The organism is Curtobacterium sp. MCBA15_009 (assembly GCF_001864895.1).
Classification (GTDB): domain Bacteria; phylum Actinomycetota; class Actinomycetes; order Actinomycetales; family Microbacteriaceae; genus Curtobacterium.
This window is the reverse complement of record NZ_MJGO01000001.1, coordinates 79,412-93,563: the sequence shown is the minus strand read 5'-3', so window position 1 is coordinate 93,563 and position 14,152 is coordinate 79,412. Positions and strand designations below refer to the sequence as shown.

12 protein-coding genes and 1 pseudogene are annotated in these 14,152 nt (G+C 72.4%); 1 reads left to right on the top strand and 12 read right to left on the bottom strand.

Annotated features, from left to right (window positions below; genetic code table 11):
- The 12 genes and pseudogenes from BIU97_RS17830 to BIU97_RS00375 all read right to left on the bottom strand — a co-directional run.
- Positions 1 to 1,072: pseudogene (locus tag BIU97_RS17830) on the bottom strand (hypothetical protein); the annotation flags it as partial.
- Between the two features lie 310 nt (positions 1,073 to 1,382).
- Positions 1,383 to 1,967 (bottom strand): aminoacyl-tRNA hydrolase, encoded by a 585-nt coding sequence (gene pth, locus BIU97_RS00425; RefSeq protein ID WP_071253445.1) that lies wholly within the window; start codon positions 1,965 to 1,967, stop codon positions 1,383 to 1,385.
- Positions 1,968 to 2,012: 45 nt separating this feature from the next.
- On the bottom strand, positions 2,013 to 2,642 hold the full coding sequence (locus BIU97_RS00420; RefSeq protein WP_071253282.1) for a 50S ribosomal protein L25/general stress protein Ctc: 630 nt from the start codon (positions 2,640 to 2,642) through the stop codon (positions 2,013 to 2,015).
- 333 nt (positions 2,643 to 2,975) lie between these two features.
- On the bottom strand, positions 2,976 to 3,911 hold the full coding sequence (locus BIU97_RS00415; RefSeq protein WP_071296781.1) for a hypothetical protein: 936 nt from the start codon (positions 3,909 to 3,911) through the stop codon (positions 2,976 to 2,978).
- A 17-nt stretch (positions 3,912 to 3,928) separates the two neighbouring features.
- The gene (gene manD / locus BIU97_RS00410) at positions 3,929 to 5,281 is read right to left on the bottom strand and encodes a D-mannonate dehydratase ManD (RefSeq protein WP_254782804.1); all 1,353 of its coding nucleotides are present in this window, start codon (positions 5,279 to 5,281) and stop codon (positions 3,929 to 3,931) included.
- On the bottom strand, positions 5,278 to 6,615 hold the full coding sequence (locus tag BIU97_RS00405) for a mannitol dehydrogenase family protein (protein ID WP_071296780.1): 1,338 nt from the start codon (positions 6,613 to 6,615) through the stop codon (positions 5,278 to 5,280). The genes manD and BIU97_RS00405 overlap by 4 nt, the downstream gene beginning before the upstream one ends.
- Positions 6,612 to 7,484: a sugar phosphate isomerase/epimerase family protein gene (locus BIU97_RS00400; RefSeq protein WP_071296779.1), complete on the bottom strand. Its 873-nt coding sequence runs from the start codon at positions 7,482 to 7,484 to the stop codon at positions 6,612 to 6,614. The genes BIU97_RS00405 and BIU97_RS00400 overlap by 4 nt, the downstream gene beginning before the upstream one ends.
- Entirely contained in the window at positions 7,481 to 8,683 is a 1,203-nt protein-coding gene (locus tag BIU97_RS00395) for a Gfo/Idh/MocA family protein (protein ID WP_071296778.1), read from the bottom strand. The genes BIU97_RS00400 and BIU97_RS00395 overlap by 4 nt, the downstream gene beginning before the upstream one ends.
- The gene (locus BIU97_RS00390; RefSeq protein WP_071296777.1) at positions 8,680 to 9,516 is read right to left on the bottom strand and encodes a sugar phosphate isomerase/epimerase family protein; all 837 of its coding nucleotides are present in this window, start codon (positions 9,514 to 9,516) and stop codon (positions 8,680 to 8,682) included. The genes BIU97_RS00395 and BIU97_RS00390 overlap by 4 nt, the downstream gene beginning before the upstream one ends.
- Positions 9,517 to 9,596: 80 nt before the next feature.
- On the bottom strand, positions 9,597 to 10,538 hold the full coding sequence (locus BIU97_RS00385; protein WP_071296776.1) for a carbohydrate ABC transporter permease: 942 nt from the start codon (positions 10,536 to 10,538) through the stop codon (positions 9,597 to 9,599).
- Complete coding sequence (locus BIU97_RS00380) at positions 10,535 to 11,563, bottom strand: carbohydrate ABC transporter permease (protein WP_071253293.1); 1,029 nt, start codon at positions 11,561 to 11,563, stop codon at positions 10,535 to 10,537. Before BIU97_RS00380 ends, BIU97_RS00385 begins: the two co-directional genes overlap by 4 nt.
- Positions 11,563 to 12,918, bottom strand: a complete 1,356-nt coding sequence (locus BIU97_RS00375; protein ID WP_083420750.1) for an ABC transporter substrate-binding protein — start codon at positions 12,916 to 12,918, stop codon at positions 11,563 to 11,565. Before BIU97_RS00375 ends, BIU97_RS00380 begins: the two co-directional genes overlap by 1 nt.
- Positions 12,919 to 13,037: 119 nt before the next feature.
- Between BIU97_RS00375 and BIU97_RS00370 the strand changes: the two genes are divergently transcribed.
- Complete coding sequence (locus BIU97_RS00370; RefSeq protein ID WP_071296775.1) at positions 13,038 to 14,078, top strand: LacI family DNA-binding transcriptional regulator; 1,041 nt, start codon at positions 13,038 to 13,040, stop codon at positions 14,076 to 14,078.
- Positions 14,079 to 14,152 lie beyond the last annotated feature (74 nt).

The following is a 14,152-nucleotide window of genomic DNA, read 5'->3' as shown; positions in this document are numbered from 1 at the left end:
CCGGCGCCGTCGTCGGCTCCGGTGCCGGTGCCGGTGCGGTGGTGGGCGCCGCGGTCGACTCCGGCTCCGGCCCGGTCGTCGGCGCAGACGTGGGCACCGACGTGGGCACCGATGTGTCGGACGCACTCGGCACCGGAGCGGGCGCGACCGCCCCCTCGCGTGTCGCCGTGACCACCCGGCGCCGGTTGTAGTCCGCGACGGCCATCTCGGTCCCCGCGTGCACGGAGACCGCGGTCGGGTTCGCCAGCGAGGAGCCGTCCGGTGCCGCGTCGAGCGCCACCGACCAGTCCGATCCTTCGAGCGCCCACACCCGGCCACCGGTGTTGTCGACGACGAAGACCGAGCCGTCGTCCCCCACGGCGACGCCGAGCAACCGGACCGGCGCGGTCTGCGGGAAGCCGAGGGACGTCGGAACGCCGCCTGCACGGTCGACGCGCCAGACGTCGTCGGCCTGGGCGTCGCTCACGATGAGCGCTCCGCCGTCCGGGGTCACGGCGACACCGCCCGGGTCGGTCCAGGGCCCGTCGACGGCGCTCCAGTCCCCGGTGCGGACGTCGGCGGTCCAGAGGGCGCCGGTGCCCGGGGCAGCCGCCCACACCGTCGAGCCGACGACCGCCAGCTCGGAGACCGCTCGCCGCGTGGGCGGGGCCGGGATCCGGCTGACCGCGCCGCCGTCGAGGACGGCGACCGTGCGGCGCCCGGCCTCGGCGACGACGAAACGGCCGTCGGGCAGTGCCTGGACGGCCGACGGGTTCCACATGGCGCGGGCTTCGGTGCCGAAGGGTGCGATGGTCTCCCACGTGCCGTCCGCTCCGCGGCGGAGCACCCCGTTCGCTGCGAGGTCCGCCACGACGAGTCGACCGGCGGCGTCGTGCTCGACGTCGTTCGGGGCGACGAAGGCCTCGGCGACGGGCGGTGCCGCGGTGTCGGCGCGCTGCGGGAGCCACACCGGCGGACCGGCGACGGCGGCCGAGGTGGTCACGCCGCCGACCACGCCGACGGCGACCAACGCGGCCACGACTGCCCCGATCGCGATCGGCAGGACGTCCGGTCGTGGTGCTCGCCCTGCCATCGGTACCCCCGGTCCTCGTCGCGGGGCGGCCGCCCCGACGGCGAACCTACCGGCGCGGGGTACGCCGGTGGTCCCCCAGTTCGGGGACGGACCAGCTCCGTCGCGCGAGCGGGTCCGCGCTCAGCGGTCGCCGGGCTCGAGGTCGCGGGCTGCTGCGGCGTGGTGGTGTGGTCGTCCTGCTGTCGCAGGGACCGCCACACCAGGAGGCGCACCCCGACGGCGAACGTCATCCCGATGACGACCACGACGATGAGCGCGACCGTCTGCACCGGGGTGCTGGCGGCCAGCAGGACGGCGCTCACAGCAGGCATCAGGACGGAGCGTGCACGCGCTGCTGCGCGGCGAGCAGGCCGACCTCGGCGATCGCCTCGACCGCGTCCGCGGCGTCGGCCAGCAGGATCGGCAGGGTCTTCTTCTCGGCGGCGGCGAAGTCGCGCAGCACGTAGTCGGCGGGGTCCTGCCGACCGGGCGGCCGACCGATGCCGACCCGCACGCGGGTGAACTCGTTCGTGCCGGTGGCCTTGATGATGTCCCGCAGGCCGTTGTGCCCGCCGTGTCCGCCGCTGCCCTTGAGACGGACGGTGTCGAACGGCAGGTCGAGCTCGTCGTGCACGACGACGAGGTCGGCCGGGGTGGCGCTGTAGAACCCGAGCACCGAGGAGACCGGCCCGCCCGAGGTGTTCATGAACGACGCGGGCTTCGCCAGCACGAGTCGCGTGCCGCCGGGCACCAGGCGCCCCTCGGCGACCTGGTTCGGCGTCTTGTGCTTCTTGAACGTCGCACCCATGCGGGACGCGAGTTCGTCGAGGACCATCTGGCCGACGTTGTGGCGGTTGCCGGCGTAGCCGGGCCCGGGGTTCCCGAGCCCGACCACGACGAGCGTCTCGCCCGTCATCAGCACGCCGCCATCAGCGTCGACCAGATGCCCACGAGGTGGGTGTTACTCGGAGACCGGCTCGGAGCCGCCCTCGGCACCGGCTTCGGCGCCGGCCTCGGCCGAGGCCTCGTCGGCGGCGTCGTCGTCGGCGGTGCCGCGCGGGGTGACGATCTGGACGACGAGCGCCTCGCCGTCGGTCTCGAGCTCGGCGCCCTCGGGGAGCTCGAGCTGGGCGGCGGTGATCTGCGCGCCGTCCTCGAGGCCCTCGACGTCCACGGTGACGTGCTCCGGGATGTCCGTGGCGAGCACGAGCAGCGAGACCGTGTTGAGGTCCTGCACGTGGATGGTGCCGGAGAAGGACTCGCCCTCGACGACGACGGGCACGTCGACCGTGACCTTCTCGCCGCGGCGCAGGACCACGAGGTCGATGTGCTCGATGATCTGGCGCACCGGGTCACGCTGGACGTCCTTGACGAGGGCGAGCTGCGCGGTGCCCTCGATGTCGAGGTCGACGACCGCGTTCGCGGTGCGGACGAGCAGCATGGTCTCGTGACCGGGCAGCGAGATGTGCTTCGGCTCGGTGCCGTGGCCGTAGACGACGGCGGGGATCTTGTCGGCGGCGCGGAGCTTGCGCGCAGCACCCTTGCCGAACTTGGTGCGGACGTCCGCTGCGAGCTTGGTGTAGTCGGCCATGGTGCCTCCTGGTCTCGGGGGTCGACACCGGCGGTCCGGCATCGTGGGGGTCTGTGGTGTTGCAACTCGAACGCGTGCACGCGTGAGGAACGTTCCCTGGGCTGGGCCGGGTCTCCCACCGCGTCGATCACGGCCGCTTGCGCGGCCCTCGCCGAAGTCAATCCCCGAGTCTAGCAGGACGCCCTGTGGTGCGCTGTTCCGCGCGGGGAGGGCCGTTCCGCGCGTACGGAGCTGTTCCGCGCGTGGTGAGACGTTCCGCGCGTAGGAAGCCGTTCCTTTCGCCTGCCGACGCGCGGAACAGCTTCCTACAGCGCGTGCGATGGGACGGAACGGTCAGCGGCCGAGGGTCCGACGGTGCTCCTGGGCCGCCGCCAGCACCTCGCGGGCACGGTCGCTCGCGGCCTCGGCGTCGTCCCGCGCCTGTCCGAGGCGTTCGACCTCGGCCTCGGCCCGCTCGAGCTCGTGCCGCAGCTCGGCGCGGTGGTCCTCAGCGGCATCGAGCTCCTCCGACGCCGCGTCGAGTGCCGCGTCGGCGTCGCGCGAGTCGGTCCGCGCCGCCGTCTCCGCCCGGCGTGCGGCCTTCCGCTCCGCGGCGAGGTCGCGCTCCGGCTCCGGCTGCGGCTGCGGCTCGTCGACCTCGGGACCGTCCGGCTCCGGTCGGTCCCGCTGCCCCGACCGCGACTGCCGGGAGGCTCGACTCCCCTTCCGCGCACCCCTCGCGCTGGCGATCGGGATGGGTGGGGCATCGCTGCCGGACCAGGCGTCGGGCACCGCGTCCGGATCCGCCAGTACCCCGTCGAGGTCGACCGCGTCGAACCCCACGCTCTCCAGCGGCGCGACGAGCAGCCCCGAGCGGACGGCGGCGCCCGCGTGCGGGTCGGCCATCGCCGCCTCGATCGTGGCGCGGACCTGGGCGAGCACCGCCGGCGTGACGGGGTGCCCGGCGTCCGCGGCGAGGTCCGCCCCGGCCCGGGCGAGCGCGTCGACGACCTCGGTCCGCTGCCGTCGGAGCGTCCGGATGACGTCGGGGTCGGCGTCGGCCTGGGCCTTCCGGAGCGCCGGCCCGAGGTCGACCGCGTCGTCGAGCGCGCCGTCGGCGGCGAGCAGGTCGACCACCCACGCGGCGGGGGCGGGCTTGCGGAGTCCGCCGATCGCCGTGGCGAGGTCGCGGTCCTCCGTGCGGACCGCCCGCTGCCGCGCCGTCCGCTCGGCGACGAAGTCCGCGGGCGCGACGAGGAGCAGTGCCCTCGCCTCGTCCGCGAACCCCATGCGGACCAGCTTGCCCGCTACCAGTCGTGGACGGTGCCGTCGGCCAGGCGGTTGAACGGCAGGTACGCCTGCTCGTACGGGTACTTGCCGGCCTCGTCGGTGTCGAGCGAGACCCCGAGGCCCGGCTCGTCGCCCGGGTGCAGCAGCCCGTCGGTGAAGGTGAACGTCTGCCGGAACACCTGGTTGGTCTGCGGTCCGTGCTGCATGTACTCCTGGATGCCGAAGTTGTGGATCGCCAGGCCGAGGTGCATCTGCGCCGCGAGACCCACCGGCGAGATGTCGGTCGGACCGTGGAAGCCGGACTTGACCTGGTACAGCGCGGCGTAGTCCATCGTCTTCTTGAGCGGGGAGATGCCGCCCATGTGCGTGACGGCGCCGCGGACGTAGTCGATGAGCTGGTCGCGGATGATGTCCTTGAAGTCCCAGATGGTGTTGAAGACCTCGCCGATCGCGAGCGGCGTCGTGGTGTGCTGCCGGACGAGCTTGAGGGCCTCCTGGTTCTCGGCCGGGGTGCAGTCCTCGAGCCAGAACAGGTCGTACGGCTCGAGCGACTTGCCGAGCTTCGCGGCCTGCAGCGGGGTCATCCGGTGGTGGCCGTCGTGGAGCAGCGGCAGCTCGGGGCCGAACTCGTTGCGAACGGCCTCGAACACGGTGGGCACGTGGCGCAGGTAGGCGCGGGTGTCCCAGTCCTCCATGGCGGGGAACGCGCCGCGCTGTGCGGGCTCGAAGTCGTAGCGGACGCCCTCGTTGCCCGACGTCGTCTTGTTCGACGCGATGCCGTAGATGCTCTCGAGGCCGGGGACGCCGGTCTGCACGCGGATCGAGCGGTAGCCCTCTTCCTGGTGCTCGCGGATCGAGTCGAACAGCTCGGGCAGTTCCTTGCCGGAGGCGTGCCCGTACGCCATCAGCCCGGTGCGGGAGGCGCCGCCGAGCAACTGGTACAGCGGCATCCCGGCGACCTTCGCCTTGATGTCCCAGAGTGCCATGTCGACCGCGGCGATCGCGGCCATGGTGACGGGCCCGCGGCGCCAGTACGACGAGCGGTACAGGAACTGCCAGGCGTCCTCGATGCGGCTGGCGTCGCGGCCGACGAGCAGCGGGACGACGTGCTCGGACAGGTACGCGGAGACGGCGAGCTCGCGGCCGTTCAGCGTCGCGTCCCCGAGGCCGGTGACACCGTCGGCGGTGGTGATCTTGAGCGTCACGAAGTTGCGGTTCGGGCTCGTGACGATGACCTCGGCACGGTCGATGAGCTGCCCGCGGTCCGCCGAGGCCCACGTGTCCGGTCGCCCGGCGGTCGGGTCGGTCGCGGCGCCGGCGTCGGTCGCGCCCGGCACCGGGGCCGCGGGGTTCGTGGTGGTGTCGGTCATGCGGTGACTCCTTCGTCGGTGCTCGTGCGATCGGTGACGGTCGCGGATGCAGATGCGGTGCTCGTGGCCCGGATGCGGTCGCGCGCTCCGGTGCCCGCGGCCCGGATGCGGTCGGCCGCCGCGGTGATCGCGGCGACCACGGGGGTGGTGTCGAGGTCGGGGGCGACGACGCGCAGCACGTCGTGCACGTCCGAGTCTGCCCCGGGCGCTCCGGCGTCGTCCACGAGGTCGGGCTGCGTGGTGACGTGGAGCCACCACGCGGCGAGCGCCGTCGCGGCGCCGGGTCCGATGCCGGCGGACGGGTCACGGGCGAGCCGGTGGCGGAGCACGTCGACGACTCGGACCGGCAGCTTCTGCGACCCGCCGGACGCGATCTGCCGGAGGGTGTGCCGGATGCGCGGGTTGCGGAACCGGTCGACCAGGGCCGTCCGGGCCGCGTCGACCTCGGGGCCGGGCAGCGGGAGCTCGGCAGCGGCCTCGTCCCACAGCTCCTCGACGGCGGTGCGGCAGGTCGGGTCGTCGATCGCGGCGGCGACGGTGTCGTGTCCGAGCAGCAGGCCGAGGTACGCGAGCAGCGAGTGCGACCCGTTGAGCAGCCAGAGCTTCCGCTGCTCGAACGGGGTGACGTCGTCGACGATGCGCACGCCGGCGGTCTCCCAGGCCGGGCGGTCGAGCCCTGCGAAGCCGTCCTCGAGGACCCACTCGGCGAACGGCTCGGTGACCACGGGCACCCGGTCGCCGTCGAGCGCACCGGGGAGGTCCGCCAGGGCCGTCACGTCGTCGTCGGTCGTGGCCGGGGTGATGCGGTCGACCATCGACGAGGGGAACGCGACGTTCGCGTCGATCCAGTCCTGCAGCGCAGGGTCGGACACGGCGGACGCCACCGCGTCACGGAGGACGTCGCCGTTGTGGGTCAGGTTGTCGAGGCTGACCAGCGCGATGCGCCCCGCCCCGGCGGCACGCCGGGCGTCGAGCCCCGCGGCCAGCCGGGCGGGGACGTCGGACCCGGACCGGTAGCCCTGCTCGGTGACCGTCAGCGTGACGATCGTCGTCTCCGGGGACGCGACCGCGTGCCTCCAGGCCGCCTCGTCGCTGCCCGGGTGGGCGGCCACGATCGTGTCGACCACCTCGGCCTCGTCGCCCGAGGCGGCGCGGGTGACGAGCGTGTAGCGGCATTCTTGGGCGCCCAGGGCGTCCGCCACCGTGGCAGAACGGCCGGTGAAGGCCGTGATGCCCCATGGCTCCCCCGTCGTGTGGGCGGTGTACCAGGCGAGGTGGGCGCGCGCGAACGCGCCCACCCCCAGGTGGACGATGCCGGGTCGGCGGTCGGTCATGCCGTCACCGGCACGAGGGACCGCAGGTACGCCAGGTTGTCGGCGGTGCGGGCTGCGAGCGGCAGGTCGGTGGAGAAGTCCTCGATCGTGACCCAGCCGTCGTAGCCCACCTGGCGGAGGGCGTCGAGGTACTCGGACACCGAGGCCTGTCCGGTGCGCAGGGGTGCCCACTCGTTCCGCCAGGTGCTGCTGCCGTCGGCCCGGGTCTCGCCGGTGTCGACCCAGCGGGCGTTCTTCACGTGGGCGTGGGCGAGGTACGGGCCGAGGAGCTCGAACGCGGCGAGGTGGTCCTCCTGCCCCTCGATGACGAGGTTGCCGAGGTCGTGGATGACGCCGACGTGCTCCGGGTCGAGGCCGTCGACGAGCCGGAGCGCCGCGGACGCCGAGGGGGTGATCGTCATGTGGTGCAGCTCGACGAGCGCCTTGACGCCGAGTTCGGCCGCGCGCCCGGCGGCCCACTCGAGGTCGGCGCGGGTCCGGTCGAACAGCTGCGGGTACGTCGCACCCGTGCGCTCCTGCTCGCGTCGGTACCACGGCATCGTCACCCGCACCTGGCGGGCGCCGAGCTCCCCCGTCACACGGAGCATCGTCTCGGTGCCCTCGTGGTCGGACACCGGCTGGTAGCCGCCGATGCCCGAGTACCCGAGGCCGGCGGCCTCCGTGATCCGGGCGATCTCCCCCACCCGGTCGGCGATGCCGGAGAACTGCCACGTCGACCGGTTGCCGGCCCAGAAGCCGGAGGAGCCGTCCTCGGTGCGGTCGTCGACGACGCGCCACTCGATGCCGTCCCAGCCCTGCTCGGCGAGGGTCTGCGCGGCTTCGGCCGGGGTCCAGTCGGGGGTGGAGGCGGTGAACACGGAGAACTTCATCGGGTGGCTCCTCCTGCTGCGTGGGCGGTCGTCGGTGTGCCGACGACGGGGACGACGTCGTCGTACGCACCGTCGATGACGTCGTCGATCCGGACGGGCTTGCCGAGCGTCGCGCTGACGTACAGCCCGCGGACGGTGGCGAGCGACACGAGGGCGGCCTCGACCGTGACGCCGGGCTCGCGGCCCTGCCGGATCGCGTCGACGATGTCGGTGTACTGCCGCGCGTGCCCGGCGGCGAAGTGGTCGGGTTCGGCCGGGCCGCCGACGACGTGCTCCGGCGGGACGACGTCGTCCTTCTGGTCGACCGCCCCCGCGACGGCCGTGGCGTTCGCCGTCGTCGAGGCGGACTCGAGCGTGGCGCTGTCCGGCGCGACGTGGAAGTAGGCGAGCCGGTCGTCGTCGACGACCGCCGACCCCTGCGTGCCGTAGACGGCGTACCGAGCGGAGAGCCCCGGGTAGGCGGCGGTCGTGCAGTGGACGACGCCGAGCGCTCCGCCGGCGAACCGGACGGTGGCGACGGCGGTGTCCTCGACCTCGATGCGGTCGTGTGCCAGGAGTGCGGTCTGCGCGGAGATCTCGACCGGTCGTCCGAGCGCCCACACGAGCAGGTCGACCGTGTGCACGCCCTGGTTCATGACGGCGCCGCCGCCGTCGAGGTCCCAGGTGCCGCGCCAGTCGCCGGAGTCGTAGTAGCCCTGCGACCGGTACCAGGCGACGCTCGCGACACCGGAGGTGACGGTGCCGAACCGGCCGTCGTGGGCTGCCCCGGCGACGACGGCGGAGGCCGGGTCGAACCGGTGCTGGCTGATGACGCTCGTGACGAGTCCCCGGTCGCGAGCGGCGGCGGCGAGCGCCGCGATCTGCCGGGCCCTGGGCATCGTGGTGTCGAGCGGCTTCTCGATGACGACGTGCTTGCCGGCGGCCAGGGCGGCCTCGGCGAGCTGCACGTGCATGCCGGACGGCGAGCAGATCGCGACGACGTCGACGTCGGTCTGCGCGATCGCGTCCTCGATGGTGGCGGTCGTGATCGGCCGGGTGACGCCCGTCGCCTCGATCTCGTCGGCGGCGCTCGTGGCGGCGGCGGGGATCGCGTCGACGAGGGCGACGACCTGCAGGTCGGGGTGGTGGACGGCGACCTTCGCGTGGTGGCGTCCGATGATGCCGGCGCCGACGACTGCCAATTTCAGTGGGGTGGTCATCGCAGGGTGACTCCGATCTGGTCGGTGAGGGTGCGGAGGGCACGACCGGCGCGACCGAAGGCCGCGGGGCCGGAGAACCCGCCGAGGGAGGTGACGTCGGCCAGGTGCGGCTCGAGCGAGGCGTAGCCGGAGTACCCGGCGTCGCGCAGCGCAGTGAGGGTCTGCAGCAGTTCGCCGTCGCCCTCGCCCGCGGGGACCACCGACGAGTCGGCGGCCAGGGCGTCCTTGACCTGCAGGTAGTCGACGTAGGGGGCGAGCTGCGCCCACCCGTCGGTGAACGGCCGGACGCCGCACTGCACGTAGTTCGCGTTGTCCCAGGCCAGGCGGAGCGCGGACGAACCGACGCTCTCGACGATGTCGAGCACGCGCGCCGGGACGTCGCCGTAGATGTCCTTCTCGTTCTCGTGCAGCAGGGTCACGCCCTCGCGTTCGGCGAGGTCGGCCAGGGCACGCATCCGGACGAGCACGTCGTCGCGGACGGCCTCGGGCTGCCGGCCCTCGAAGTAGAACGAGAAGATCCGGATGTTCGAGGTGCCGAGGGCGTGCGCGGCGGCGATCGCGCGGCGGAGTCGTCCGACCTCGTGCTCGATGGGCTCGTCGACGGAGACCTTGCCGATCGGCGACGCGATGGCGGACACGGTCTGGCCGCGCTCGTCGAGCAGGCGGTGCAGCCCGGCGAGTTGCTCGTCGTCGAGGTCGACGACGTTCACACCCCAGGCGCTGCGGACCTCGATGGCGCTCGCGCCGAGCGCCTGCAGGACCGCGACCTGGACGACCGGGTCGGCGTCGATCTCGTCCCCGAAACCGGAGAGTTCCCAACTGGGCTGGGTCATGGCATTCCCTTCGTGCGGTCGGACCGGAGGCGCGTGGCGGGGTCGCACCGCGCCTCCCGTCCGGTCGGTGGTTGCGTTCGCTACTTGACGGAGCCGGCGGTGAGACCGCCGACCAGGTAGCGCTGGAAGATGAGGTACAGGGCGACGACCGGCACGGCGCAGACGATCGAGGCGGCCATCATCTGGCCGTAGATCGGGACGGCGCCGCCCTCTTGCGCGGTACCGAGCACCTGCAGGACCACGGCGACGGTCCGTGTGTTCGGGGTCGTCATGATCGTGGAGAACAGGACGTCGTTCCAGCCGAGCAGGAAGGCGAAGATCGCGGAGACGACGATGCCGGGCCAGGAGAGCGGCAGGACGATCTTCGTCAGGATCTTCGTGCTCGAGGCGCCGTCGATGCGCGCCGCTTCCTCGAGTTCCTTCGGCAGGCCGCGCAGGTAGGTGACCATCACCCACGTCGAGAACGGCAGGGCGAACGTCAGGTAGGTGACGAACAGGCCCCAGCGGGTGCCGATGATCTGCACACCCGTCGCGCTCGCGATGTTCGAGAAGACGACGAACACCGGCAGCAGCAGGAGCGTGCCCGGGATCGACTGCAGCGCGAGCAGCCCGCGCAGGATCGTGAGCCGGCCGAGGAACCGGAACCGGACCAGCACGTAGGCGGTGGACACGGCGAGTGCGGCGCTCGCGACGGCCACCGCGCCGGCGGTGAGCATCGAGTTCACCAGGCCCTGCCCGAGGGCGACCGTCGACCAGATGTCGACGTAGTTCGACAGCGTGAACGCGGACGGGAAGTACTCGCCACGGGCGACGGCGACATCCGAGTTCACCGAGCCGAACACGATGTACAGGACGGGGACGGCGATGAACGTGACGAGGACGGCGATCACCGTGACGAGCAGCCACCGGGGCAGCAGGCGGGTGACGTCGGTGTCGTAGGGGCGCTTGCCGCGGCGCCCGGGTGCCGTGATGCTCTCGGTGAGCGTGGACGTGGATCGGGTGGTCGTCGTGAACGCGCTCATGCTCGTGCTCCGTCGAGGTCTGCGGCCGCGGCCGGGGTGGCTGCCGCGAGCGTGGCGCGGTCGGCGCGCCGTTGCTTCCGGCCGGGTCCGGCGTCGTCACCCGTGTCGAGCTGCACGGCTCGCAGGTAGACGAACAACGGGATGGCGACGATCACGAGCGAGCAGATCGCCATGGCCGCGGACAGCCCGAAGCGGAACGACTGGAAGCTCGCGATGTACGTCAGGACGGGCATCACCTCGACGCTCGACGGCAGCGGGTTGCCGAAGAGCACGAACGGCAGGGTGAAGTTGTTGATGTTGTGCAGGATCGAGATGATCACCGCCAGGCTGAGCGGGCCGCGCAGGTACGGGAAGACGATGTACCGCAGCTTCGCCCACCAGGTGACACCGTCGAGTGCGGCGGCCTCGTGCACCTCGTTGTCGACGGCCTGCAGCCCGGCGAGCGACAGCAGGTAGACGAACGGCCAGCTCGTCCACACCATCACGCCGGCGAGCGCCCAGTACGACGCGGGCCCGTTCAGCCAGAGGACGTCGGTGTGCAGCGTCGCGTTCACCACGCCCTGCGGTTGCAGCATCGTGCGGAAGAAGGTGCCGACGACGAACGCGGGGAGCACGTACGGGATGAGGTAGACCGAGCGGACCAGCCCGCGACCGGGGAACCGGTTCTGGGTGGAGATCGCTGCGGCGACGCCGATCGGCACGGTGACGACGGTGACGAGCACCGACAGGGACACCGAGACCCAGATCGAGTGGAGCAGCGGTGAGTCGGTGAAGGCCTCGGCGAAGTTGGCGAAGCCGACGAACGGGGCGCTGAACCACTGCCGCAGCGTGTACTGGTCGAGGTCGAGCATCGCGATGAACAGGCCCACCAGGAGCGGCACCACGATCACGGCGAGCATGAGGACGCCGCCGGGCAGGAGCATCCAGAGCGGACGCTCCTTCTTGTACAGCGGCGTCGTGCCGTGCGGCCGCACCTGCGGGGCCGGGGTGCGGTCGGTGCGCGGCCGGGTCTGCGTGCTGGTCATCACAGACCTCCGTTCTTCTGACGGTCGAGGGTGGACTGGGCGTCGCGCTGCGCCGCGGCGAGTCGTGCACGGAGCTGGTCGTCGGTGACCTCGCCGCGCTTCAGCGAGGGGATCGACTGCACGACGACGTCGACGAGCGAGAGCTGGATGTCCGACCAGGCGCCCGTGAAGGCGGTCGGCTTCGACAGTTCGCCTGCGCGGACGATGGGTGCCAGGTCGGGGTTCGCCGTCGCGACGCGGTCGGCGGCCTCGGCGTTCGTCGGCAGTTGGCCGAACAGCTCGAAGTAGCGTTCCTGGGCGGCCGGGGCGGAGACCTGCCGCACGAAGGCGAAGGACAGGTCCTGCTTCGTGCCGTAGTCGGCGACGACGAGGTTGTCACCCGACAGGATGCTCGCGGCCTCGATGCCGTCGGCCGGACGCTCCGTCGCCCCCGGGGGCACCGTGGGCAGCAGCGCGTAGGAGTACTTCCCGTCCACCTTCGAGCCCTGCAGCGAGTTGAGCGAGGTCGTGGTGGTCATCGGGAAGAAGGCCGCCTTGCCGTCGGCGAACTGCGCGAGGGCCTGCGGGTTGTTCCAACCGATCGCGGCCGGGTCGACGACGCCGTCCTTCGTCACCCAGTCGAAGTAGGTGCGGTACGCCTGCTCGACGGCGGTCGTGTCGATCTCGGCCGTCGTCCCGTCGACCAGCGTGTTGCCGGCGTTCTGCGCCATGCCCCAGACGAACTTCCAGGGGTCGAAGCCGTCGGCGTAGGCGATCGCCATGCCGTACGTCCCGTCGCCCGTGGTGGCCTTCGCATCTGCGGTCAGCTGGTCCCAGGTGGTCGGCGGCTCGGTGATGCCAGCGCGCTCGAGGAGCTCGTCGTTGACGGCCATCACGAACGGCCGGCTGGCGAACGGGATGCCGATCTGCTTGCTCGCGCTCGGCCCGGAGATGCCGAGGGAGGCCGGGGAGAACTGGTCCTTCCCGCCGACGGCGTCCCACTCGTCGGCGCCCATCTCGACGAAGGCGCCGGTGGCGTACGCGGTCGGGGTGAAGGTCGTGCCGATGGCGTACACGTCGGGGCCCTGCCCGGAGATGACGCTCGTCTGGATGGCGGTCAGTTCCTCCTGCGGGGTGGAGTAGGTCTCCCACTGGATGTCGGCGCCGGTCGTCCGCTTGAACGCGGCAGCGGTCTCCTGCTGCCACTGCTTGCGTTCCTTCGGGTACGTCGTGTCGGCGCCCATCATCACGCGGAGGGTGTCCGGGTCGTCGCCGCTGCCGTCCACCACGGCGCAGCCCTGCAGGGAGAGCGCGGCGAGGGCGATCACCGCGACGGCACCGACCAGGGTGCGGGGCTTCAGTCTTCGCGTCTTCACGGGGGTTTCCTCCTCGAGACCTCCTCCGGGCGGCACTGCCCGGTGACACCACTGTCCCGGTGGTGGCAACAGGCGGCAACCGGTTGCCACTTGTTGCCAGAGCCGCCTACGTTCGCCTCGTGAGCGAACTCGACACCGACGTCGGCAGCACGGTCCGACGCGTCACCATCCGCGACATCGCCGTCGCGACCGGGGTGGCGCCGTCCACCGTGTCCCGCGCGCTCTCCCTGCCCGACCGCGTCAGCCCGACCACGCAGCAGCGCATCCAACGGGCAGCCCGCGAACTCGGCTACGTCGCGAACTCCCAGGCGCGCGCACTGACCTCCGGACGCACCCGGGCGGTCGCCGTGCTCGTGTCCGACATCACGAACCCGTTCTACTTCGACGTCATCCGCGGCACGCAGCACCAGCTCGCCGCCGCCGGGTGGACGCAGCTGCTCGTCGACACCGAGGAGTCCGCCGAGGCCGAGACGGCCGCGCTCAGCGCGATCGGCGCGAAGGCCGACGGCGTGGTGCTCACCGCCTCACGCCTGTCCGACGCGCAGATCGCCCGGGTCGCCGCACGCCTGCCGCTCGTCGTCGTGAACCGCCGACCCGAGGGGGTGCCCTCCGTGCTCATCGACACCCCCGGCGGCGTCGAACAGGCGGTGCAGCACCTCGTCTCGCTGGGGCACCGCGACGTCCTGTACGTCGCCGGGCCGGACAGCTCGTGGTCGAACGAACGCCGGTGGCGGGCACTCGTGCGGGTCGCGAAGCGCCTCGGCGCCCGCGTCGCACGGGTCGGACCCCACGCACCGTTCGTGGACTCCGGAGCGGCAGCCGCCGACGCCGCCGTGCACGCCGGAGCCACCGCCTGCATCGCCTTCAACGACCTCATCGCCATCGGCATGCTCGCCCGCCTGCGCGAGCGCGGCGTCCGGGTGCCCGAGGACATGAGCATCGTCGGCTGCGACGACATCTTCGGCGCCGACTTCTGCAACCCGCCGCTCACCACGATGACCTCGCCGATCGAGCGGGCCGGACGGGTTGCGATCCGGATGCTCCTCGGCCGACTCGGCGCGGACCCGGCCGACGACCCGTCCGGGGAGCACGCGTCCGGTGCCGTCGCCCTGCCCACCCACCTGACCGTGCGGGAGTCGACCGGCCCCGCCCCGGCCTGACGCACTGCTCGCTCGTCCCCGCGCTTTCCGTCCTTCCCCGCTCGTCCCGCTCGTCCCGCTCGTCCCCGCTCGTC